The sequence below is a fragment of the Pelomonas sp. Root1217 genome, assembly GCF_001425705.1.
GTDB lineage: Bacteria > Pseudomonadota > Gammaproteobacteria > Burkholderiales > Burkholderiaceae_C > Pelomonas.
In genome coordinates this window covers 905,371-927,473 of the sequence record NZ_LMDC01000028.1, presented here as the reverse complement: position 1 = coordinate 927,473, position 22,103 = coordinate 905,371, and the positions used below count along the sequence as shown (strand labels likewise).

26 protein-coding genes, 1 tRNA gene and 1 pseudogene are annotated in these 22,103 nt (G+C 68.1%); 22 read left to right on the top strand and 6 right to left on the bottom strand.

What is annotated here, in order from left to right; translation table 11 throughout:
* The first annotated feature begins 1 nt into the window (after window position 1).
* From ASC95_RS24320 to ASC95_RS24265, 12 genes are all read left to right on the top strand, one after another.
* Window positions 2-628, top strand: a complete 627-nt coding sequence (locus ASC95_RS24320; RefSeq protein WP_057300229.1) for a formate dehydrogenase subunit gamma — start codon at window positions 2-4, stop codon at window positions 626-628.
* Window positions 615-1,613, top strand: coding sequence for a formate dehydrogenase accessory protein FdhE (gene fdhE, locus ASC95_RS24315; protein ID WP_057300228.1), 999 nt, complete (start codon window positions 615-617; stop codon window positions 1,611-1,613). The genes ASC95_RS24320 and fdhE overlap by 14 nt, the downstream gene beginning before the upstream one ends.
* Entirely contained in the window at window positions 1,613-3,037 is a 1,425-nt protein-coding gene (gene selA, locus ASC95_RS24310; protein WP_057300227.1) for an L-seryl-tRNA(Sec) selenium transferase, read from the top strand. Before fdhE ends, selA begins: the two co-directional genes overlap by 1 nt.
* Before the next feature lie 10 nt (window positions 3,038-3,047).
* Window positions 3,048-4,991, top strand: a complete 1,944-nt coding sequence (gene selB / locus ASC95_RS24305) for a selenocysteine-specific translation elongation factor (protein ID WP_057300226.1) — start codon at window positions 3,048-3,050, stop codon at window positions 4,989-4,991.
* A gap of 1 nt (window position 4,992) precedes the next feature.
* A tRNA-Sec gene (locus ASC95_RS24300) sits at window positions 4,993-5,088 on the top strand.
* A 12-nt stretch (window positions 5,089-5,100) separates the two neighbouring features.
* Window positions 5,101-5,532, top strand: a complete 432-nt coding sequence (locus tag ASC95_RS24295) for a glycine cleavage system protein H (protein ID WP_057300225.1) — start codon at window positions 5,101-5,103, stop codon at window positions 5,530-5,532.
* Window positions 5,511-5,912 carry a DsrE family protein gene (locus tag ASC95_RS24290; protein WP_057300498.1) on the top strand — a complete coding sequence of 134 codons (402 nt, stop codon included), beginning with the start codon at window positions 5,511-5,513 and terminating at the stop codon, window positions 5,910-5,912. The genes ASC95_RS24295 and ASC95_RS24290 overlap by 22 nt, the downstream gene beginning before the upstream one ends.
* A 30-nt stretch (window positions 5,913-5,942) precedes the next feature.
* Window positions 5,943-6,815: a putative selenate ABC transporter substrate-binding protein gene (locus tag ASC95_RS24285; RefSeq protein ID WP_057300224.1), complete on the top strand. Its 873-nt coding sequence runs from the start codon at window positions 5,943-5,945 to the stop codon at window positions 6,813-6,815.
* Entirely contained in the window at window positions 6,812-7,618 is an 807-nt protein-coding gene (locus ASC95_RS32100) for a phosphonate ABC transporter ATP-binding protein (RefSeq protein ID WP_057300223.1), read from the top strand. The genes ASC95_RS24285 and ASC95_RS32100 overlap by 4 nt, the downstream gene beginning before the upstream one ends.
* Entirely contained in the window at window positions 7,615-8,433 is an 819-nt protein-coding gene (gene phnE / locus ASC95_RS32095) for a phosphonate ABC transporter, permease protein PhnE (RefSeq protein ID WP_235538038.1), read from the top strand. Before ASC95_RS32100 ends, phnE begins: the two co-directional genes overlap by 4 nt.
* The gene (locus ASC95_RS24270; RefSeq protein ID WP_057300221.1) at window positions 8,430-9,200 is read left to right on the top strand and encodes an ABC transporter permease; all 771 of its coding nucleotides are present in this window, start codon (window positions 8,430-8,432) and stop codon (window positions 9,198-9,200) included. Before phnE ends, ASC95_RS24270 begins: the two co-directional genes overlap by 4 nt.
* Window positions 9,197-9,775 (top strand): nitroreductase, encoded by a 579-nt coding sequence (locus ASC95_RS24265; RefSeq protein WP_057300220.1) that lies wholly within the window; start codon window positions 9,197-9,199, stop codon window positions 9,773-9,775. The genes ASC95_RS24270 and ASC95_RS24265 overlap by 4 nt, the downstream gene beginning before the upstream one ends.
* On the opposite strand, the gene ASC95_RS24260 is transcribed toward ASC95_RS24265, so the two are convergent.
* A complete protein-coding gene (locus ASC95_RS24260; RefSeq protein WP_057300219.1) occupies window positions 9,759-11,258 on the bottom strand; it encodes a peroxidase family protein in 1,500 nt (499 codons plus the stop codon). The genes ASC95_RS24265 and ASC95_RS24260 overlap by 17 nt on opposite strands.
* A 225-nt stretch (window positions 11,259-11,483) precedes the next feature.
* On the opposite strand from ASC95_RS24260, the gene ASC95_RS24255 reads away from it, so the two are divergent.
* The 6 genes from ASC95_RS24255 (at window position 11,484) to ASC95_RS24235 (ending at window position 14,654) form a co-directional block, all read left to right on the top strand.
* Window positions 11,484-11,786: an urease subunit gamma gene (locus ASC95_RS24255; RefSeq protein ID WP_056195107.1), complete on the top strand. Its 303-nt coding sequence runs from the start codon at window positions 11,484-11,486 to the stop codon at window positions 11,784-11,786.
* 9 nt (window positions 11,787-11,795) lie between these two features.
* Window positions 11,796-11,963, top strand: coding sequence for a hypothetical protein (locus ASC95_RS31525; protein ID WP_200960194.1), 168 nt, complete (start codon window positions 11,796-11,798; stop codon window positions 11,961-11,963).
* The gene (locus tag ASC95_RS24250) at window positions 11,963-12,268 is read left to right on the top strand and encodes an urease subunit beta (RefSeq protein ID WP_057300218.1); all 306 of its coding nucleotides are present in this window, start codon (window positions 11,963-11,965) and stop codon (window positions 12,266-12,268) included. The genes ASC95_RS31525 and ASC95_RS24250 overlap by 1 nt, the downstream gene beginning before the upstream one ends.
* Window positions 12,265-13,983 carry an urease subunit alpha gene (gene ureC, locus ASC95_RS24245; protein ID WP_057300217.1) on the top strand — a complete coding sequence of 573 codons (1,719 nt, stop codon included), beginning with the start codon at window positions 12,265-12,267 and terminating at the stop codon, window positions 13,981-13,983. Before ASC95_RS24250 ends, ureC begins: the two co-directional genes overlap by 4 nt.
* Before the next feature lie 68 nt (window positions 13,984-14,051).
* The gene (locus ASC95_RS24240; RefSeq protein WP_057300216.1) at window positions 14,052-14,348 is read left to right on the top strand and encodes a type II toxin-antitoxin system RelE/ParE family toxin; all 297 of its coding nucleotides are present in this window, start codon (window positions 14,052-14,054) and stop codon (window positions 14,346-14,348) included.
* Between the two features lie 6 nt (window positions 14,349-14,354).
* The gene (locus ASC95_RS24235) at window positions 14,355-14,654 is read left to right on the top strand and encodes an addiction module antidote protein (protein WP_057300215.1); all 300 of its coding nucleotides are present in this window, start codon (window positions 14,355-14,357) and stop codon (window positions 14,652-14,654) included.
* A gap of 270 nt (window positions 14,655-14,924) precedes the next feature.
* Here ASC95_RS24235 and ASC95_RS24230 read toward each other — a convergent pair whose 3' ends face one another.
* From ASC95_RS24230 to ASC95_RS30165, 4 genes are all read right to left on the bottom strand, one after another.
* The gene (locus ASC95_RS24230) at window positions 14,925-16,130 is read right to left on the bottom strand and encodes an FRG domain-containing protein (RefSeq protein WP_082568054.1); all 1,206 of its coding nucleotides are present in this window, start codon (window positions 16,128-16,130) and stop codon (window positions 14,925-14,927) included.
* 141 nt (window positions 16,131-16,271) lie between these two features.
* Entirely contained in the window at window positions 16,272-16,535 is a 264-nt protein-coding gene (locus tag ASC95_RS24225) for a PIN domain-containing protein (RefSeq protein WP_057300213.1), read from the bottom strand.
* On the bottom strand, window positions 16,528-16,668 hold the full coding sequence (locus tag ASC95_RS30925; protein WP_157256480.1) for a hypothetical protein: 141 nt from the start codon (window positions 16,666-16,668) through the stop codon (window positions 16,528-16,530). Before ASC95_RS30925 ends, ASC95_RS24225 begins: the two co-directional genes overlap by 8 nt.
* Window positions 16,665-16,922, bottom strand: a complete 258-nt coding sequence (locus ASC95_RS30165) for an AbrB/MazE/SpoVT family DNA-binding domain-containing protein (RefSeq protein WP_082568053.1) — start codon at window positions 16,920-16,922, stop codon at window positions 16,665-16,667. Before ASC95_RS30165 ends, ASC95_RS30925 begins: the two co-directional genes overlap by 4 nt.
* A gap of 458 nt (window positions 16,923-17,380) precedes the next feature.
* On the opposite strand from ASC95_RS30165, the pseudogene ASC95_RS24215 reads away from it, so the two are divergent.
* Together ASC95_RS24215 and ASC95_RS24210 are read left to right on the top strand one after the other, a co-directional pair.
* Window positions 17,381-17,932 (top strand): annotated as a pseudogene (locus tag ASC95_RS24215) (CoA transferase); the annotation flags it as partial.
* A 92-nt stretch (window positions 17,933-18,024) separates the two neighbouring features.
* On the top strand, window positions 18,025-19,116 hold the full coding sequence (locus tag ASC95_RS24210; protein WP_157256479.1) for a hypothetical protein: 1,092 nt from the start codon (window positions 18,025-18,027) through the stop codon (window positions 19,114-19,116).
* 39 nt (window positions 19,117-19,155) lie between these two features.
* Here ASC95_RS24210 and ASC95_RS24205 read toward each other — a convergent pair whose 3' ends face one another.
* The gene (locus tag ASC95_RS24205) at window positions 19,156-19,977 is read right to left on the bottom strand and encodes a spondin domain-containing protein (RefSeq protein ID WP_057300211.1); all 822 of its coding nucleotides are present in this window, start codon (window positions 19,975-19,977) and stop codon (window positions 19,156-19,158) included.
* Window positions 19,978-20,340: 363 nt separating this feature from the next.
* On the opposite strand from ASC95_RS24205, the gene ASC95_RS24200 reads away from it, so the two are divergent.
* Window positions 20,341-21,240: a PEP-CTERM sorting domain-containing protein gene (locus tag ASC95_RS24200; RefSeq protein ID WP_057300210.1), complete on the top strand. Its 900-nt coding sequence runs from the start codon at window positions 20,341-20,343 to the stop codon at window positions 21,238-21,240.
* A gap of 165 nt (window positions 21,241-21,405) precedes the next feature.
* A complete protein-coding gene (locus ASC95_RS24195; RefSeq protein WP_057300209.1) occupies window positions 21,406-22,083 on the top strand; it encodes an ion channel in 678 nt (225 codons plus the stop codon).
* Window positions 22,084-22,103 lie beyond the last annotated feature (20 nt).

Here is a 22,103-nt window from a genome sequence, read left to right as displayed (position 1 = left end):
CATGGCAGCCCGCCTTCTGCAGCGCTACAGCGCTGGCGACCGCACCAACCACTGGTTGATCGTGCTGTTCTTCCTCGGCGCCGGCCTCTCGGGCCTGGCCTTCTTCCACCCGGCCTTCTACTTCCTGACCGCGCTGTTCGGCGGCGGCACCTGGGCACGCATCCTGCATCCTTTCATGGGCCTTGTGATGGCGCTGTGCTTCATCGTCATGTTCATGAAGCTGTGGCGGCACAACCGCATGACTGAGGCGGACAAGGAATGGATGAGGCACAGCGGCGACATGCTGCGCGGCGACAAGAGCCACATGCCGCCCGTGGGGCGCTACAACGGCGGCCAGAAGCTGGTGTTCTGGCTCATGGCCGCCAGCCTGCTCGTGCTGGTGCTGACCGGCTTCATCTTCTGGCAGCCCTGGTTCGCCGACAGCTTCCCCATCCTGGCGCGGCGCATCGCCGTCGTGCTGCATGCGCTGTCGGCCACGGTGCTGATCCTGACCGTCATCGTGCACGTCTACGCCGCCATCTGGATCAGGGGCTCGCTGCGCGCCATGACGCGCGGCACGGTGACCGAGGGCTGGGCGCGCCAGAATCACGCGCTGTGGCATCGCGAAATGACCAATGACCGTCGGTAGCTCCCAGAAGATCCTCAGCCCGGAAGAGATCGCCGTTCGCGCCGGCGAGCAACTGAGCTTTCTGCACCTGCCCGAGCCCGGCGTGTTTGCCGACCGCGCCCTGCGCCTGCGCGCGCTGGCCGACGGGCATGCCATGGGCGACTTCCTGCGCTTCGTCGCCGAACTGGCCGACGCCCAGCACCGCGCGCTGTCGGCCAAGGTCGCGGTGCCCCTGCCCACGCGGGACGACATCGACGCTGCTGCGCGTGCCGGCGCGCCGCTGCTGCCGGCCGAAACCTGGCCGCGCGCGCCCATCTGGCGCGACTCGCTGCGCGCCTTGTTGACCGATCTTGCCCGCCGCCTGCCTGACGGCCTCGCCAAGGCGGCCGCGTTGCAGCTCGCCGCCGCCAGCGACGAGGACCTGGAGACCCAGGCCGGCCGGCTGCTGTCTGGCGTCATGCTGGGGCTTGACCTGGCCAGTGCGCCGCTGATCGCCGCCGGTCTGCAACTGCATTTCACGCGCCTGGTGCGGCAGACCTTTGCCGAGCACGCCGACGCGCCCGTGCCGCCTTTCGGCCGCACCGACGATCCCACGCTGTGCCCCTGCTGCGGGTCGCACCCCGTCGCTTCTGTGGAACGCCTGGGCGCCGAGGGCGCGCGCTACCTCGCCTGCGGCCTGTGCGCCACGCAATGGCATTACGTGCGCATCAAGTGCACGCACTGCCAGAGCACCAAGGGCATCTCGCTGCAAAGCCTGGTCGCGGCCGACGGCGCCTCGACCACCACCGGCGCCGTCGTGCAGGCCGAGTGCTGCAGCGAGTGCGTTCACTACCTGAAGCTGATGCACCCGGCCCGCGACAACGGCGTCGAGCCCGTCGCCGACGACCTCGCCAGCCTGACGCTGGACCTGCTGGTCGGCGAAGCCGGCTTGCATCCGCATGGCGTCAACCTGTTGCTCCTGCTCGGCGAGCCGGACGAGGCACCGCCGCCAGGACGAGAGCACTGATGGCTGCGCCCGACGAATCCGTGGTCCACGGTTCCAAGGCAAGTCCAAAAGACCTCCCGGCCCTGGACAGATTGCTGCGCGAAGCCGCGCCGCTGGTGGCCGAGCATGGCCACACGCTGGTCGCCAAGGAGGCGAGGGCGCTGCTGGACGCGCTGCGCACCCAGGCCCTGGCCGGCGCGCTGACCCGTTCGGACCTGGACGGCCTGCCCGCCGCGCTCGCCGCCCGCGTGCAGGCGCGCATGCAGCCCGCCATGCGCGCCGTGCTCAACCTGACCGGCACCGTCATCCACACCAACCTCGGCCGCTCCCTGCTGGCCGACGCTGCGCTGCAGCAGGTGCTGGCGCTGATGGGTTCGCCCAACAACCTCGAGTTCGACCTTGCCGCGGGTGGCCGCGGCGACCGCGACGAGCTGATCGAAGGCCTGCTGTGCGAGCTGACCGGTGCCGAGGCGGCCACCGTCGTCAACAACAACGCCGCCGCCGTGCTGCTGGGCATCGCGGCGCTGGCGCGGGGCAAAGAGGCCATCGTGTCGCGCGGCGAGCTGGTCGAGATCGGCGGCGCCTTCCGCATGCCCGACGTCATGAGCGCGGCCGGCGCGACGCTGGTGGAGGTGGGCACGACCAACCGCACCCATCCGCGCGACTACGAGCAGGCCATCACGCCCCGCACCGGGCTGATCGTTAAGGTCCACACCAGCAACTACCAGGTCCAGGGTTTCACGGCCGCCGTGGACGAGGCCACGCTCGCCCCCATCGCGCATGCTGCCGGCCTGCCGCTGATGACCGACCTCGGCAGCGGCGCGCTGGTCGACCTGGCCGCCTATGGCCTGCCCGCCGAGCCGCTGCCCCAGGGTATGCTCGCGGCGGGCTGCGATGTCGTCACCTTCAGCGGTGACAAGCTGCTGGGCGGCCCGCAGGCCGGCCTCATCGTCGGCAGCCGCGCGGCGGTCGGCAGGATCCGCAAGTACCCGATGAAGCGCGCGCTGCGCCTGTCCAAGCTGCCCCTCGCGGCGCTGGAGGCTACGCTGCGGCTCTATCTGCGGCCCGAAAGGCTGGCGCGGGACCTGCCGACACTGCGCCTGTTGACGAGGCCTCAGGACCAGATCGCCGCGCTGGCCCAACGCCTGCTGCCCGAGATCGCCGCCGCTGTCGCGCCGCGCTTCACCGTCGAGGCGTTGGCGCTGCAAAGCCAGATCGGCTCAGGCTCGCTGCCTGTCGAGCGCCTGCCCTCCGCCGGCCTCGCGATCACTGCTGTCGACGGCCGGGGCCGCACGCTGGAAGCCCTGGCCACCGCTTTGCGCGGGCTCCCGCGCCCGGTCATCGGCCGCGTGCAAGACAACCGGCTGCTGCTGGACCTGCGCTGCCTCGAAGAGCCCGCGCTGCTGACCTCGCAGCTGACCGTGTTGAAGGAGGCCCTGTCGTGAAGGGATTGCTATGATCGTGGGCACCGCCGGCCACATCGACCACGGCAAGACCACGCTCGTGCGTGCGCTGACGGGTGTGGACACCGACCGCTTGCCCGAGGAGAAGGCGCGCGGCATCAGCATCGAGCTGGGCTATGCCTATCTCGATGTCCCCGATACATGGGGCCCCCAGGCGGCGAGTACGCCGCCGCCCCCCGAGGGGGTGCCGCCGGCTAGGGGCGGCCCGTCGCCGGCTTGCGCCGAAAGGATTGGCTTCATCGACGTCCCCGGGCACGAGAAGCTGGTGCACACCATGCTGGCCGGTGCCAGCGGCATCGACTTCGCATTGCTGCTGGTTGCGGCCGACGACGGCGTCATGCCGCAGACGCGCGAGCACCTGGCCGTGCTCAGTCTGCTGGGCCTGACGCGTGGTGCCGTCGTGATCACCAAGGCTGACCGCGCCGAGCCAGGACGCGTTGCCGCGCTGCAGGAGGAGGTGAGGGCGCTGCTCGCCGGTACGGGCCTGGATGCCGCGCCCATCCTTGCGGTGTCCGCGCCCACCGGCCTGGGCCTGGGCGAGCTGCGCGAGCTGCTGTTCAACGCCGCCCGCCAATTGCCTCCTCGCGCCTCCCAGCACCTCGCCGCCCGTCTCGCCGTCGACCGCGCCTTCAGCCTCGACGGTGTCGGCACCGTCGTCACCGGCACCCTGCACGCTGGCGAGATCGCCGTTGGCGACGAGCTCCTCATCCGGGGCCACCGTGCGCGGGTCCGCAGCCTGCACGCCCAGAATCGCGCCGTCGAGCGCGCCCGGGCGGGCCAGCGCTGCGCCGTCGCGCTGGCCGGCCTTGCCAGGGAGCAGGCGCCGCGCGGCCAGTGGCTGACCGCACCGGCCGTGGCCCTGGCGACCGAACGCCTCGACGCGCGGCTGACGGTCTGGCCCGGCGAGGCCAAACCGCTGCGCTCGGGCACGCGCGTGCACCTGCACCTCGGCGCCCAGGCCGTCATGGCCAGCGTGGCGGTGCTGGACGGCGAGGCTATAGCGCCCGGCGGCACGGCGCGCGTGCAGCTCGTCTGCCACCTGCCGGTCGGTGCCTGGCGCGGCGACCGCCTCGTGCTGCGCGATGCCGGCGCCAGCCGCACCATCGCCGGCGGCATCGTGCTCGATCCCTTCGCGCCCGCGCGCTACCGCCGCACCCCCGAGCGGCTTGCCGAACTCGCGGCCTGCGAGCTGCCCACCGCCGAGCAACGCCGCGAGCGGCTGGTGGCGCTGTCGTCGCTGGGACTGGACCTGGCCCGCTTTGCGCAGGCCGAGGGCCTCGCCGAGCCGCTGGACGGCTGGGCCCTGGGCACCGAGACCCGTGCGACGTTGACGAGCAAGCTGCTCACCACGCTGGCCGACTTCCACTTGAAATCGCCCGACGAACTCGGTCCCGACGCCGCCCGTCTGCGCCGCCTCGTCGCGCCCCGCATCGCCGAGGCCCTGTGGCGCCAGTTGCTGGCCGAGCTGCGCGGCAGTGGCCGCATCGCTCAGCGCGGCGCCTTCGTGCACCTGCCCGAGCACGGCGTGCAGCTGTCGGCCACCGAGGAGCGCATCGCGCAGAAGATTGCGCCCCGGCTGGCTGCAGCAGGTGCCGAGGGCGCCTGGGCCCGCGACCTCGCCAGGGACTGCACCGAGCCCGAGCCGCTGATGCGCGCCACGCTGGCGCGGCTGGCCCAGCAGGGCGAGCTGCACCAGGTGGTGAAGGACCTCTACTGCGACACCGCGACGATGACGCGGCTCGCCGGCATCGCGCGCGCCATCGGCGCCGCGCAGGGCACGGTCACCGCAGCGGCCTTTCGCGACGCCACAGGCCTCGGCCGCAAGCGGGCCATCCAGCATCTGGAACATTTCGACCGCGTCGGCCTGCTGCGCCGCGTGGGCGATGAACATCGGCTCCGCGCGGACAGCGCGCTGTTCGCGGAGTCCACAATTTGATGGAAAGAGAACGACACCGGTGTGTCGGCCGGGCTTCAAACCCGGTGGGTGGCGCCACGCGCCGCTGGGTGGGTTCGACTCCCTCCTCTTTCCGCCATGAGGCCTGGCCATGCTGATCGCCGGCGCCGAAATGCCCGAGGCGCTCTGGTACTGGGTCGACGACCAGACCTGGGCCGAACCGCTGCCCGGCGGCCATGTGCGCATCGGCATCACGGCGCTGGGCCTCAAGGCCTCGGGCGACATCTACATGTGCCGCCCCAAGCCGGTCGGCAGCGAGGTGGAGCAGGGCCGCTCCATCGGCGTCGTCGAGCTGGCCAAGTCCATCGTGTCGGTGAAGTCGCCGCTGTCGGGCCGGGTCATCAAGGTCAACGGGGTGCTGGAAGAGCGGCCGGAGCTGGTGCATCAATCACCCTATGACGCCGGCTGGCTGGTCGAGCTTGAGCCGTCGAATCTCGACGCCGAGAAGGGCAGGCTCGCCATCGGTGAGGACGCGATCCGCAAGGCGATGCAGGAGTGGGCATGGCTGAACCAGCTGAGCTGAAGTCCCGAACCGGCCTCGCCATCCTGCTCTGGGCCGCCGACCCCGACGACCCGGTGCGCCTGGCCACACCCTTTGCGCATGCGGCCGCGGCCGCAGCGCTGGAGTTGCAGGTCGAGGTCTATTTCTCGGCGCGCGCCGTGCTGCTGCTCAAGCCCGGCGTGGCCGAAGCCTCGTGTGCGTCCGAGCATTTCGACAAGACGATTGCTGCCTGGATGCAGGACGCCATCGACCACGGAGCACGCTTTTTTGCCTGCTCCGACGCCCTCGCAGCCCAGGGCTTGGCACTGGCCGATCTGGTCCCTGCCGGCCGGCATCACGGCGGTGCGGTCCAATACGCCCTTCGCGCGGCCGATCCTGCCTGGGCCACGCTCGTTTTCTGACCCCTTGCTTCCCACGACTGGAGAACCTTGATGACCGCCTTCCCCCGTTCCGTCGCCCGTGTGGCGCGTGGCCTGGTTGCCGTGCTGGCGCTTGCCGGCGCCGCGGTGCAGGCCCAGCAGGTGCTGCGCGTGACTGCCATCCCCGACGAATCGCCCACCGAGCTGGCGCGCAAGTTCGCGCCGCTGGGCCAGTACCTGGAGAGCAAGCTTGGCATGAAGGTCGAATGGACGCCGGTGACCGACTACGCCGCGGCGGTCGAGACGGTCGTCAACAAGAAGATCGACCTGGCCTGGTTCGGCGGCTTCACCTTCGTGCAGGCCAACGTGCGCTCGGGCGGCAAGATCGTCCCGCTGGTGCAGCGTGAGGAGGACGAGAAGTTCCGCTCCGTCTTCATCACCGATGCGAGGAGCGGCATCAACAAACTGGAAGACCTGAAGGGCAAGACACTGAGCTTCGGCTCGCAGAGCAGCACCTCGGGCCACCTGATGCCGCGCAGCTTCCTGCTGGCCGCCAAGATCAACCCCGACGTCGACCTCAAGCGCGTGGCCTTCAGCGGCGCGCATGACGCGACCATCGCCGCGGTGGCCAGCGGCAAGGTCGACGCCGGCGCGCTGAATATCTCGGTGTGGGAGAAGTTCATCGCCGACAAGAAGGTCGACACCAGCCAGGTCAAGGTCTTCTTCACGACGCCGCCCTACTACGACTACAACTGGTCGGTCCACGCCGACATGCCGCAGGCCCTGCAGGACAAGATCAAAGCCGCCTTCCTGGCGCTGGACCCGAACACGCCGCAGGGCAAGGAAATCCTGGGCCTGCAGCGCGCGACCAAGTTCATCCCGAGCAAGCCCGAGAACTACACCGGCATCAAGGCCGCCGCCGAGAACGCTGGCCTGTTGAAATGATTGAACTGAATGGCGTCGACGCCGCCGCGCTGGGCGGTGTGGCGCCGGTGCTGCGCGGCATCACTCTCGGGCTGGCCGCCGGCGAGCAGGTGGCTGTCATCGGCGCCTCGGGCGCTGGCAAGACGACGCTGCTGAACCTGCTCGCACTGATGCAATGCCCGCTGGCCGGCCGCTTCACCTTGCAGGGGCGCGACCCCTGGGCGCTCGCGCGCGCCGAGCGCCGCCGGCTGCGCGCCGGCATCGCGCTGGCGCCCCAGCACCCGCCGCTGCCGCCGCGCCAGCGTGTGGCCGTGGCCGTGCTGGCCGCGCGGCTGCCGCGCATGTCCTTCGGCCGCGCACTGCGCACCCTGTGGAGCCCGCCCGACGCTGCGCTCGCGCAGGACGCGCTGGACAAGCTCGGCCTGCCCGACAAGCTCTGGCTGCGCGTGGACCGCCTCTCCGGCGGCGAGCGCCAGCGGGTGGGCCTGGCGCGGCTGCTGGTGTCCGACACCCAGCTGTGGCTGGCCGACGAGCCGCTGGCCGCGCTGGACCCGACCCGCGCCGGCCAATCACTGGCGGCGCTGCAGGACGGCGCCCGCGCCGCTGGCGCCGCGCTGGTCTGCAGCCTGCACCAGGTGGACCTGGCGCTGGCGCGTTTTCCGCGCGTGATCGCGCTGCGGGCCGGGCAGTTGGTGTTCGACGGCCCGCCCGCGGGTCTCGCCGGCGAGCTGCTGGACGAGCTCTACCGCAGCCAGCTGGAGCCGCCGCCCGAAATCGCGCCATTGCCTCAGCCGGTGGCCCTGCCGCAGGCGATGTGCCGGTGACGGACCCCGCCCTGCGCGACCCGGCGCTGAGTCGCCGTTGGCTGGCCTTGCTGATCGGCCTGGTGCTGCTGTGGCCGCTGCTGGTGCTGTCCGAGTTCAAGCCCTGGACGCTGCTGGACGAGCGCGGCCTGCGCGCCACCGGGCGCTATCTCGCGCAGTTCATCCACATGCGCAGCGACGCCGAGTTCCTGCAGATGCTGGCGCTGGACACCTGGCGCACGGTGGCCATCGCGACCGCGGGCCTCACGCTGGCGCTGGTGCTGGCCGTGCCGCTGTCGCTGCTGGCCACGGCGCGCTTGTCCGCCAGCACGTTGGAAGGCCGCCCCGGTCCGGCGCGCTGGCTGCGCCGCGCGGTGCGGGCGCTGCTGGTGGCGCTGCGCTCCATTCCCGAGCTGATCTGGGCGCTGGTGTTCGTGCGCGTCGTGGGCCTGGGCGCCACGGCCGGCGTGCTGGCCATCGCCATCGCCTACGGCGGCATGCTGGGCAAGGTCTACGCCGAGATCCTGGAAAGCGCCGACGCCACGCCCACCCAGGCCCTGCTGAGCGCCGGCGCCACGCGCTGGCAGGCGCTGTGCTTCGGTGCGCTGCCAAGCTGCCTGCCCGAGCTGCTGAGCTACACCGTCTACCGCTGGGAATGCGCGGTGCGCTCTTCGGTCGTGCTGGGCTTTGTCGGTGCGGGCGGGCTGGGCCAGCAGCTGGACAACGCGTCCAAGATGTTCGCGGGCAATGAGGTCAGCGCCATCCTGCTGGTTTTCGTGCTGTTGGTGATGGCCAGCGACGCCTTCAGCCGCTGGCTGCGCGGGCGCTTGGCATGAAGCGCGAACCCGTTCGAGCGTCGACCTGGGCCGTGCTGGCCGGCCTGGCGGTGCTGGTCGTCGCCAGCTTCTGGTCGCTGAACCTGCAGTGGTCGGCCTTCCTGGGCGTGGATGCGCTGGCCAGCATGGGCCGTTTCGGAATGAGCTTCTTCCCGCCGCAGCTGGCGCCGGCATTTCTGGCCAAGACCGGCTGGGCGCTGCTGGAGACCTTGGCCATGTCGGCTCTCGGTACAGCACTGGCGGTCGTTGGCGGCCTGCTGCTGGCGCTGCCGGCCTCGGGCCAGGGCTTGGGCCGGGCGACGGCGCGCATGCTGCTGAACCTGCTGCGCAGCGTGCCCGAACTGGTCTGGGCCACGCAGTTGCTCATCGTCGCCGGCCTCGGCCCCTTGCCCGGCACGCTGGCCCTGGCCCTGCACACCAGCGGCGTGCTGGGGCGGCTGTTTGCCGAGAGCTTCGAGAACGCACCGGCGGCCGGTGCACTCGCGCTGCGCCAGCGCGGCCTGCGCGAGGGCCGTGTGTGGCTGTTTGCCACGCTGCCGCAGACGCTGCCCCAGCTCGTCAGCTACACGCTGTACCGCTGGGAGAACAACATCCGCGCGGCCAGCGTGATGGGCGTCGTTGGCGCTGGCGGCCTGGGCCAGATGCTGAGCTACCACCTGGGCCTGTTCCAGATGGCCGAGACCTGCACGGTGCTGGCCGGCATGATCGCGCTGGTCGGCCTGGTGGACGCACTGTCCTGGATCGCCCGCAGGAGCCTCACGCGATGAATCCCGAATCCTTGCAAGCCTTGCTGAGCCGCTATTCGGTCGGCCCCAAGCACCTCGTCGAGCCGGGCCCGAACGACGAGCAGCTTGCGTTGATGGCCAACGCGGCCCTGCGTGCACCCGATCACGCCGAACTGGTGCCTTACCGATTCAAACTGGTGCGTGGTGCCGCAAAACAGGGCATGGCCGCCCTGTTTGCCGACGCGGCATGTGCGGCCGGCAAGGACGAAGAGGGCGCGGCCCTGGATGCCGAGCGGGCATTGAAACCGCCGATGACGGTCGCCGTCGTCGCCCGCATCGACCTGGGCCACCCGCAGGTGCCGGCCCATGAGCAATGGGCGGCCGTCGGCGGCGCCATCGCCAATTTCCTGACGGCGGCGCACGCGCTGGGCTTCGGCGGCAAGATGCTCAGCGGCGCCAAGGTGCGCAACCCGGCCATCGCCGCGGCCTTCTGCGAGCCGGGCGAGACGCTGGTCGGCTGGATCGCGCTGGGCACGCCCGCACGCCGCCCCGCCGGGCCGGCACGCAAGCCGAACGCGGCCGAGGTGCTGGTCGACTGGGTCAGACCAGCCCGGTGAACTTCAGCACGTTCCAGAAGCTGATCTCATTGCCGATCATCGGCACCCAGCCCGCCGGCGCGGCATTGCGGAAGGAGCGCGGGTCGGCGTCGACGATGCCGTTGAACACCTCCATCAGGATGCGCCCGCCCACCGGGCCGAGCTGGGAGATCGAGCAGGGGCCACTGGCGAAGTCGTCGTCGTTCAGGTCCCGCTTGCCCGCCTCGCGCCAGTAGCTCAACACCGGCGCCTGCGCCTCGGCCAGGATGTAGAACCACAGCGGCGTCTCTGTCAGGAAGCGCTTGTCGGCACTTTCGATGCTCTTGAACGTGAAGCCGTCGGTGCCTTCGGCACGCACCATCAGTTCGTCCGGGGTCAGCGGCTTCTCGCGCAGCTTGGCCGCAAAGGCCTGGCCGGTGGCGATGGCGTAGCTGGGCAGGTTGCCGCGCTTGAGGTTCAGGCTCGCCAGCGACGCACCGCCGCCCACGCTGGGTGGCAGCTTGGCCAGCGGGTCCACCAGCGAAGGGTCGATCTTGTAGGCCCACTGCAGCCGCACGGCGGGGTTGTTCTCCACCGGCTCCGGGCCGTTCTTGACGGGGATGCCGAAGCTCGGCGAGAAGAAACGGCCCCAGTCGTCGATGACGTGCGCCGCGGGCAGCGGCTGAAAGCCAATCAGGCTGTCGTCGGTGAGGTCGCCGCCGTCGAAGATGAGCTTCTTGGTCGCACTGTTGAGCCGGTAGCCCCGCCTGACCATGGAGTGGCCGTAGCGGTAGGCCGCGCCAACGAATTCCTTGGGCAGCTGGGTGCGCAGCGTCGGCACGTAAAGGTCGTAGGCCGCATCGCCGAGTGCGGCGCGGCGCTGCGTGAAGAAGTCGTAGGTGTGGGTGTTGACGATGCGCAGCAGGTAGTCCTCCAGCACGACGCGCTGGTAGGTCCAGGTGACCTCGGCGCGGGCGCGCTCAAAGAGGTTGCTGGTGTCCCCACTGGCGGCCAGCTTGGCGACGACGGCGTTGTGGAACTTGATCATGGCCAGCTGGATCTGGCAGACGATGGAGTTTTCGTCGTTGCGCTTGTCGCCAATGATGGCGCGGCCATTGGCCGGCTGGCGCATCAGATCCAGGCCAGTGGGGTCGATCAGCAGCGTGGCGCCGTCGGCCGCGTACATGTAAGGCTGGTCCTGTGGGCCGGCGCCGTAGACGCAGTCCAGGTCCAAGGCCGGGTTGCGCAGGTTGGACGCAGCGTCCGTGGGTCGGGAGAAGGACGAGGTGATGTCCAGCGTCAGGTCATGGTCGATGAACTGGCCGAAGTAGGTGTAGCCGGCCGGCACCTTGAGGTTCTCCTCGGCGTCGGCGCCGTCGTTGAGCTCGTCGTCGGGCACGACCATCAGCGCGGCCAGCGCGTCGAGGCTGGCGTCGCTGAAGGGCCGGGGGTTCTCGGGGAGCAGCCGGACGAACTTCTGTTCTCGTGTACCGAGCAGGCCGTGGCCTTTGAGCGGGATGGGCATGGCTGTCTCCTGAAAAATGGGCGTGCAGACAAGCATCCTGAGCCTCGGTTCCGGCCCCCGAATCCCCAGACTTAGGGAAGCGCTGCTTCTGGCACGCTTCAAGCTAGGTGTTCGCTACGATGGGTCGACATCAAATATCGAGCGAAGCGAGATGGAACTCACTCCACGTGTTCGACCGGCCTTTGCGGTCGCTCGGGCTGACTGAAAAATATCGAGCAAAGCGAGATGGAACTCACTCCCCGAGAGAAAGACAAGCTGCTGCTCTTCACCGCAGCGCTGCTCGCCGAGCGCCGCCGCGCGCGCGGCTTGAAACTCAACTACCCCGAGGCCGTCGCCTTCATCAGCGCCGCCATCCTCGAAGGCGCGCGTGACGGCAAGACGGTCGCGCAGCTGATGAGCGAGGGCCGCGAGATCCTGACCCGGGCCGATGTCATGGACGGCATCGCCGAGATGATCCCGGAGATCCAGGTCGAGGCCACCTTCCCCGACGGCACCAAGCTCGTGACCGTTCATCAACCCATTGCCTGAGCCCTTCCCATGCGCAAAATGCTTTTGCTGCTGCCGTTGATCGGCGCTTCCGCCCTGGCCCACGACGGCCATGGCGCACCGAGTGTCCACCTGCACGGTTGGGATGGCGTCGGCATGACGGCCCTCGTCGCCGCGGCCGGCGTCGCAATCTGGTGGTTCGCCAAGGGCCGCAAGTGATGGTGCCGGGCGAATTGATCACCGCCGACGGCGAACACGAACTCAACCCGGGCCGCCGCACGCTGACGCTGAAGGTTGCCAACACCGGCGAGCGGCCCATCCAGGTCGGCTCCCACTACCACTTCGCCGAAACCAACGCGGCCCTCGGCTTCGACCGCGAGGCCGCACGCGGCATGCGCCTGAACATCTGCAGCGGCACGGCCGTGCGCTTCGAGCCCGGGCAGTCGCGTACCGTTGAGCTGGTGGACTTGGCCGGCGACCGCACCGTCTACGGCTTCCGCGGCCTCGTCCAAGGCAAGCTATGAAAATCTCCCGACGCGCCTACGCCGAGATGCTCGGCCCCACCGTCGGCGACAAACTGCGCCTGGCCGACACCGCCCTCATCATCGAGATCGAGCAGGACCTGACGCTGCGTGCCGGCGGCTACGGCGAAGAGGTCAAGTTCGGGGGCGGCAAGACCGTGCGCGACGGCATGGGCCAGTCGCAACGCATCAATGGGCCCGGCCCGGGTGATGCGGTCGACACCGTCATCACCAACGTCGTCATCGTCGACCACTGGGGGATCGTCAAGGCCGACATCGGCCTGCGCGGCTGCCGCATCGCGGCCATCGGCAAGGCCGGCAACCCCGACGTGCAGCCCGGCGTGGACATCGTCATCGGCCCCGGCACCGAGATCATTGCGGGCGAGGGCTTCATCGTCACGCCCGGCGCCATCGACACCCACATCCACTTCATCTGCCCGCAGCAGATCGAAGAGGCGCTGATGAGCGGCGTGACCACCATGATCGGCGGTGGCACCGGCCCCGCCACCGGCACGCTGGCCACCACCTGCACACCAGGGCCCCACCACATCGCCACGATGCTGAAGGCGGCGGAAGCCTTCCCGATGAACCTCGGCTTCATGGGCAAGGGCAATGCCAGCCGCCCCGAGGCGCTGATGCAGCAGATCGATGCCGGCGCCATCGGCCTGAAGCTGCACGAGGACTGGGGCACCACGCCCGCGGCCATCGACAACTGCCTGAACGTGGCCGAGCTGACCGACACGCAGGTCGCCATCCACACCGACACGCTGAACGAAAGCGGCTTCGTCGAAGACACGATTGCCGCCTTCAAGGGCCGCACCATCCACAGCTTTCACACCGAAGGCGCGGGCGGCGGCCATGCGCCGGACATCATGCGCGTGGTGGGCGAAGCCAATGTGCTGCCCAGCTCCACCAACCCGACGCGGCCGTTCACCGTCAACACGCTGGACGAGCACCTCGACATGCTGATGGTCTGCCATCACCTGGACGCGGGCATCGCCGAAGACCTGGCCTTTGCCGAGAGCCGCATCCGCCGCGAGACCATCGCTGCCGAAGACATCCTGCACGACCTCGGCGCCATCAGCATGTTCTCGTCCGACTCGCAGGCCATGGGCCGCGTGGGCGAGGTGAGCCTGCGTTGCTGGCAGACCGCGCACAAGATGAAGGTGCAGCGCGGGGCACTGCCCGGCGACGGCGCTGGCAACGACAACGCCCGCGTGAAGCGGTATCTGGCCAAGCTCGCCATCAACCCCGCACTGGCCCATGGCATCAGCCACGAGGTGGGCAGCATCGAAGTCGGCAAGTGGGCCGACCTCGTGCTGTGGAAGCCCGCCTTCTTCGGCGTGAAGCCGTCACTGATCCTGAAAGGCGGCTTCATCGCCGCCGCCGCGATGGGCGACGCGAATGCCTCCATCCCGACGCCGCAGCCGGTGCACTACCGGCCGATGTTCGGCTCCTTCGGCGCGGCGCTTCAGCAGGGGTCGCTGACCTTCGTGAGCCAGTCAGGGAAGGGCAATGTCGAGAAGCTGGGCCTGGCCAAGACCCTGGTGCCGGTCAAGGGCTGCCGCTCGGTCAAGAAGGCCGACATGCTGCTCAACAACTACCTGCCGGTCATGGAGATCGACGCGCAGACCTACGAGGTGAGGGCGGACGGCGTGCTGCTGACCTGCGAGCCGGCGAAGGAGTTGCCGATGGCGCAGAGGTATTTCTTGTTTTGAGCGGCCTCGCCAGGGCTTGAGCCAGGCGGGACTCCCCATTTTGTAGTCGAGCGAATACAATTGGGCGTATGTACCAAGTCCTGCTGACGCCCGAGTTCTCGGACTGGCTGCAGGGTCTCAAGGACCGCGCGACGCGCATCCGGCTGGCCCGGCGCCTGGACAAGGCACAACGGGGGCTGCTGGGTGATGTGAATCCCGTGGGCCAGGGCGTGATGGAGATGCGCGAGTTTTTCGGCCCGGGCTGGCGCATGTACTACGTGCAGCGGGGTGACGTGTTGATCGTCATGCTGTGCGGGGGCGACAAGTCCACCCAGAAGGCGGACATTGCGGCCGCCCAGGTGCTGGCCCAAACCCTTGAGGAGTGACGAACCATGAGCAGGAAAACCAAGCTGGCCGATCTGCCTGCCTTTGACATGGCAGAGCAACTCGCGGACGAGGCCGACGTTGCCGAATACCTGAACCAGGTGTTGGCCGAGGGCGACGCAGGGGAACTGGCACACGCGCTGGGCGTCGCCGCCAAGGCGCGCGGCATGACGCAGATGGCCGAGGCCAGCGGCATCGGCCGCGAGGCGCTTTACAAGGCGCTGCGGCCCGGCGCTCGGCCGCGCTTTGACACCATTCAGCGCGTGTGTGCGGCGCTTGGGGTCAAGTTGGTGGCGCAGGTGGCTTGAGGGCGGAGGGGTTGAGATTTGAGACCTGACCCCGTTCCTCGTGGTACTCCCCAAGTGGATGACCCGGTTGGCATTGCGTGGATGCGTGGCGGCGACACAAAGAACGTTGTCAGTCTGACGTACATGCAAGGCGCATGGGTCCTGGGCTGGATGCTGCGCGGTCAGATGTGGGGACGTAAGCTGCCACCGTAGATGCAGCGGGCGGGTCCAGGTCCCGCAGGGCTATTGATCGGTAGCCGTCGATGTGCGAATGGTTGCTCAGCGGCAGCACTATTCCTTTTCATCGGGCCCACTTGTTCCGGCCGCATGCTCGGGCTGCAATGGCGCGGCAGCTTCGGCAGGAAGGCCTGCCGATCGAATGGGAGGGCGGCTAAAGGCCATTTCGTGGCGCAGTTTTCGGCTGACGCCATCTAGCCCCGGGAACATCGTCGCTGCTGTCACACCCATGAATTTCAAGTCCTCAAGGGCTTCCCGCGCACATTCGACCGGTATGTCTATCGCGTGGAGGAAGGACTCATCCACCTGCTTCTGAGCCTTGCCGAACCAACGCTGCACGTCCGCAATGTTGGTGACTAAAAATCGGCCCTGCTGCGCTTGAAGGCGTGGATTTAGTCGGGGTGGAATAGCAAGGCAGGCCACGTAAGGCGTCGCGTACTCGAGCACCACGGTTGGCGGAGATGAAACGTCTACGAAATCCCGAGCAAGCGAAAGCACCCTCACGTGTGTGACATCGGTACGCGCGCTCGCGTATTCCAGCGCATCGGAGAAGGCAAAAAACGCCGCAATGTATGGTGATTCAGACCAGTCGAGAAGAGGCGTTGGAAGGCCGTGGTGCTGTGCCAAGCCCATGACCAGCGCATAGTCGCGCCCATCGGTCATGTCTAGCTTCAGACCCAGCACCGCTTCCACCTGGGCATGGAACGCAGGCAGGATTTCAGCGCAGTAGCGGTCGAGTCGCGTCCGTCCCGCGCGATGCAGGGTGGTTTGCAAACGGAACTTGTTGCTGCCGTGACCCCGGAAAAGAACCGCGTCCAAAGACTGGCGCGCGCGTACTGCCCACGTCTTGAATTGGTCCCAAGTCTCGCAAGACTCAGCAATGAGTTCGTGACCGTGAGGGCCCTCTGACAGAAGCACGCGCCCGCCACGTCCATCCACGTGGCTCCATGATCCTGCAAACCCCGCTTTCGTGCGCCTGAGGTTGGCAGTGAAGCCATCCAAATCGCCAGTCTTGGCGGAATCCGGATACAGCGAGCCGTTCGCGGCCCTGACGAACATCGTCTGCGGCCGCACGTTGATTGCGCCTTCCCCATCTGCAAAAGGCGTCGCCAAGAAGCCTACAGGGTCAGCGCCGTGACCCCACAGGTGGAACATGAAATCGTGAGGTCGGTCATCGTCGATGCACAGCATTGCTTCGGCGCTGCCGTCCGCCGTTTCAATAGACCCAAAGTATTGAAGAATTCTTGGCGAATAGCTCATGGACAGGCAGTAACTGGAGTTGAGTCTGAAATCTACAGCCGGCGGATAGGGCGGGTCGCGAACCTGCAAATTTTGATGGGATGCGCGCGCCGAAATCGCGGGTTACGCCTTCGGCCAACCCGCCCTACGAATTCCGCTCGCTCACAACACCCTCACCCTCGGCAACTTCGCCATCCGCCGGTCGAGCGTTGCCGTGAATTCGCAATTGAGCTGCTGGTGCTTGGCCGCAATAAGGCAGTCCGAGAACCCGCACGACGCTTTCGCGAACAGGTCGGCCGCCACCGCGACCGCATCGCTGTGCTGCGAAGCCAAACGCAGGCTCGTCCAACGGGCCTGCACGGCCCAAACTGGGGCGGCCTTGTCCTGCTCATAGGCCGACGCCGGAGCCCACAGTGCCTCAGCCAACAACCACGTCGGCCACGAGCAGTGAGCCCATGCCTTGGCCGTGTTCACTCAGCAGGACTTCGACGCGCGGCGCCTGTGAGGGGTCATCGTTCAGCCACAGCCGCAACAGCACGTTGGTGTCGAGCCCGATCACCGTTTGGCCTTCGTGTGCTTGCATCGCAGCTGTGCGGCGATGCCGGCGTCCATGTCTTCCACCGACAGCGGCGCAGCGTGGGGCGACTTCAATAGCCCGCGCAAGCGCAGCGCATTGGGCTTGATGACGCGCACGATGATGGTGTCGTCTGCCATCAGTTCAAAGTCCAGCGTCGAGCCGGCGTCCAGGCCCAGCCGGTCGCGGATTTCCTTGGGCAGGGTGACCTGGCCTGTGCTGGTGAGGGTGGCAAGCATGGCAACTCCCGCTATGGATTCCTTACATGTTGCCCAGGTGAGGATGATGCGACAACCGGCGCCGCGGGGTGCTGACTCGTAGGTTGGAGTGAGCCTGCGAACCCCAACATCTCGGCCGGCAGAATGCGCTGGGGTTCACTCCGTTCACCCCAACCTACGAAGAGCCCATGCGCTACCGCAGAGCCTATACGCCGTGTGCCAGCTGTTTCTTCGCGCTGAATGTGGCCGACCGCAGCGGGCGACCGCTGACCGAGAACATCGACGCACTGCGGGACAGCTTCCGCGCCGTACGCAAGTCACGCCCGTTCGTCATGGACGCGATCTGCATGCCGCCAGACCACCTGCATCTGCTGATGACCTTGCCGCGCGAGGACGCCGACTTCGCCACGCGCATCACGCTCATCAAGCAAGGCTTCTCGCCGCGGGTCCCTCAAGGCGAACGCATCAGCGCCAGCCGCGAGTACAGCGCCTTCGGCATCGAGCGCGAGCTGGCCGGCAGCGGCATGCCGGGCATCGCGCTGAGCAATGCCTATCGCTGCGCCGACGGCGGCCATGCGCTGATCGCCGGCAATAGCGACAGCATCTTCCGCCGGCTGATGACGCTCATCCAGCACGACGACCTCGGGCAGGACCCCGCGCTGGCCGACAACGCCGGCCGCGTGGCCCGCGTGACCGAGATCAATGCGGCCATAGCCGCCTGGACCGCGCAGCGAACCGTGGACGAGGTGCTGGCGGCGCTGGAAGGCGCCGACGTGCCCGCCGGGCGCATCTACACGGTGGCCGACATCGCGGCCGACCCACACTACCGCGCGCGGCACCTGCAGCAGGTGCAACTGCCCGGCGACGTCGCTCTCGACGTGCCCGGCATCTGCCCCAAGCTGTCGGCCACGCCGGGCGGCCACCGCCGCAACGCGCCGGCGCTGGGGCAGGACACGGACGCGGTGCTGAAGGAGCTGGGGCTCACCGACGAGCAGATCGCGGCGTTGAAGAGCCGGGGTATCGTCAGCTAAGGAACTCTTGCACCCGCTGTCGGCGCGTTAGGAATCCAGCCGGCCGGCTCAACCTGCAGGATGCAAGGCGTAAGACAAAGCTGGCACTGATCGTGAAGCGAACCACGGAGGAAACGATGCGTTTGACATCTTGGCGACGGGGCGGCAACTCGCTCATTCCGGCCATCAGCATGATGTTGATACTGGCCGCTCCCAATGCCCGCTGCGAGGCGGCCTGCAAGGGCGACGCGGGAGGGTGCGAGAACCGCGCCGAGCAGGTCGACGCAGACTCTTTGCACCGACAAACCGGCGCGCTCGACCATAGCAACGAGCCGAAAGGTGTAGCGGTGCCGGATGGCCGGTCCGCCATGAGCGCTGCCGACCCTGCGTCACGCGAAAGCATGCAGCGGCGCCCGGCCTATCGTCGCAACGCAAGCGCCAAGGATGTCGTCGTTGGCGGCATCGTTTTTGGTTCCAGCCTGGCGCCGGCCCATCTCGAGACGGCCACCATGGCGCAGACCTGGGTGACCGGCAATGGCCAGGACGCCACGGCCTATGGCCAGGTGCTGTCGGTGAACGGCGCCGGCGCCTATTGCGAGGGTGGGGGGCGCTGCGCTCTGTATTACGTGGCGTCGTTCAAGAGTTCGAAAAACTTCGGCAGCCAGGGTGTCGAGTTCACGGGCGCCACCATCTCCCTGTACTACGCCGACGCGGTCGTGAACCTGCTCTCTCAAAGCTCGACAGCGAACCTCGCGACGATACGGCGCATGAAACCCTGGTTGACGCTGACCGGCCACGGCTATCTGGGCGGTGGTGTGGGCAATGCGGTCGTTCTGGCGGCCTTCAGTTCCTTGTCGGGCGCCGTGGTGAACAGCCTCGGCGCTGGACTGTTCGATGTGGATCTGGCGGGTCCCGGGCTGGGTGGCGCCAAATTTGCGTTCAATTCGAACGCCATCCCCGATGCCCTTGGTGGTTTCGCTGACGTTCAGTGGACCTTCTCCATGAGCAACCAGGCTCTGAACGACAACGACACGGCCGATGGTCTCTCGGCCGGCTGCCGCGGCGGCACTGCAGCAGCAGGTGCCTGGTGCTACCAGGGCGCCGCTGATTTTCGCGGCAGCCGCCAGGAGGTGCCCGAGCCGGCCTCGCTCGCCTTGGTTGGGCCGGCGCTGGGCGTCGCTACGTTGGTGACCCGCCCCCGCTGATGCGCGGTCGGGCGGCGGGTCTCAAAGCCAAAGTCCGCCTCAGCGTGCCGCGCGTGTCGCCCGCCTGCGCAGCAGCATCAGCAGCGGCAAGCCACCCGCCAGCAGCGCCCAGCTGCCTGGCTCCGGCACCGCGCTGATGGTCAGGCTGGCTGCGGGGCCAGGCAGCCAGTTCCAGGCCGCTGGTGCGTTCGCATCGCCTCGGATGCCCAGGTGGGTGGTGATCAAACCGCCTTCGGGATCGCGCGCGTTGCCCAGCCCGAGTGCGCCGAGAAAGCCGTTGGCCTCGTTGTTCTTCTCCGAACCCGCGTCGTAGCCGTACAGGTTGATCGTGACGGTGCCGGTGATGGTCGACAGGTCCAGGCCGCTGACGCCGACGAAGCCGTCATTCGTCCAACCCAGCATGCTGGCAAACGACAGCAGGTGGTGGGACGCGTCGGCATTTACCATGACCGTCACGGAGTTCTGCTGAGGCAGGGGGGCCGACAGCGGTGCCACAACGCTTCGCACGCTCGTGCCGACCAGGGCGTTCACTTCGTTGAGCAGGAAGCTGCGGTCGCCACCTTCTGCAATGCGCCAGATCGTCTCGGGTGCGACCTGGCCGACGGTGAAGGCCGTGTAGGCGTCGCTGTGCGTGATGAAAACCGGTGGCGAAAGTCGCTGGCCGGTCTGTGTCGTCGCCGCTCCGGTTGCCGCGGCGTCGCTCGTGAGGTTCTTGAACGTGATCTGGTAGGCCGGCGCTTGTGCCGCGGCCAGCTGAGGAAGCGAGAGGGCAGCCGCAAATGCCAGCCCGATGGCGCGCAGCCGATGGGACGTGATGGCTGTTCCGTGGGGGGAAGGGGCGGCGCGATGGTCGTTGTTCATTTGAGAGATCTCCTGTTGGTTGGCACGCAGGGCAATACCCTGCGTGCTGCAGTCGCCGCCGGGCCGCAGGCATTACTCCCTAGATTCGCAGTGACCACCCGGATGGGGGTGGTGCTGTAAGGAGCAGGGCAGAAGGCCGACAAAAGCGCCCGCGGAAAAGCCGAACGCCGGGGTCGAGTCGAACCCATTGATCCCCAGCCCGTTCGCTGACAAGAGAACGCAAGCACCAGCATTTCGGCGGCCCCGAATGCGACACCCGCGGTGTACAGACGTATTTCCAGCACGCAAGGGATCAGCCGGATTTAGGGACTGACGGCGCTTGGGTGGACGCGTAGTCTCTGGCCACTACACAAGGAGCCCGACATGCGCCTCTGCCTCAAAGTGCTGCCCCTCGCGCTGGCCAGCCTGCCCACCTTCGCGGCCGAACTGAGCCAGCAGGATCTCGGTGCCACGGGCGCTCTCGTATCGAGTTGCGCCGGCTTGGCCACCGGCGCCTTCCCGACCGAAGGCAACTTGTTCGACTGGCGGCCGGGCCTGTCCAGCTGCAACGCCGCCTCGACCACGATGCCGGGACAGCAGCTGGCGACCAGCGGCACCTACAACCAGGCGACGCCTTCCATTCAGGCGGACTCGCATGGCAGCGCCGCTTACGGTTCGGTCGGCATGTACGCCCACTTCCGCGCCAATGCCAGCGCCGGTTTCGCGGCCGCCGAAAGCACGGCAGGCTGGACGGACACGTGGACGCTGATGCCGGCCAACCCGGCCCAGATCGGCCAGAACGCCGTGCTGAGCTTCAGCGTCCATCTCGACGGCGTGCTCGATGGCCTGCCCATTGGCAACAGCTACACCCGGATCGGCAGCCAGGTCTGGCTCAACAACACGGCGGTTGCAGGGCAGAGCTTTCGCTCCCAGGGGCAGGGGCAGGGCGGCTTTCCCTTCCACCAGGTGATCGACCAGGACGTCAACTTCAGCGTCACCGTCAAGCTGGGCACGCCGTTCGAGCTGGGCGTCTTCTCGCGGGCGTCTGCGGGCACGGCCGGCGCCGGGCCGAACTGGTTCAGCGAGGCCAGCAGCGACTTCGCCAGCACGCTGACATGGCAAGGCGTCAGCGGCGTCACCCTGGCTGGCAATGCGATCGGCTACACGCTCAGCAGCCAGAGCGGCGTCGACTGGACCGTGCCTTATGCGCCAGTGCCCGAGCCTTCGATGGCGCTGCTGCTGAGCGGCGGCCTGCTGGCGCTGGTGCTTCGTCGGCGTCGCTGAACCGGCTTGCGCGAACGGCGACTTCAGTCGATCTCAAATCGCGAAGCCCGGCGCCATCCTGAGATCCGCCGAAGGAAGCGCGCCGGTTCGGGTCAGTGGACAGTCGAGCGAGGCGCGCCCCTGATTCACGCCTGGCGCGAAGCCGGACGGACACAGAATGCAGGCATGCAAGTCCGTCACCGAAGACTTCTCGCCCTCACGCGCCGCCACCCGTCGGCCATCCTGCTGATCGTGCAATTGGTCGGCCTGCTGCTCTATCCCATCCTCGAATCGACGCGTGCCGGTCCCATCGCCTTGAGCGCCTTCGGCATCACGGTGCTGATCTTCACGACCGGCACGGTGCGCCGCACGCCGGGCCTGACGTGGCTGAGCGTGTGCCTGGCCTTGCCAGCCATCGTCATGCTGGTGCTGCAGGCGGTGTGGGAAATGCACTGGCTGCAGCCTTGGTCCGCCGCGCTGGAAGCGCTGTTCTACTTTTATGCCGCCGGCAGCCTTGTCGCCTACATGATGGGCGACATGCACGCGACGACCGACGAGCTGTATGCGGCCGGCGCCACCTTCACGCTGCTGGCCTGGGGCTTTGCCTACAGCTTCGTGGTGCTGCAGGCCGTGCAGCCAGGCAGCTTCTCGGCTGCCGTCAACGCCGAGCTGCCCCGCACCTGGTCCGAGCTGATGTTCCTGAGCTTCGCGCTGCTGTCCAGCACGGGCATCGGCGACGTCATCCCGGTGCGGCCGCTGGCTCGGGCTGCGACCAGCCTGGAGATGTTCGTTGGCGTAGGCTACCTGGCGGCCGTGGTGTCGCGGCTGATCGGGCTGACGCTGCTGCGCCGGGGGTCTGCATGACCGCAGTGCCTGGAACCGCG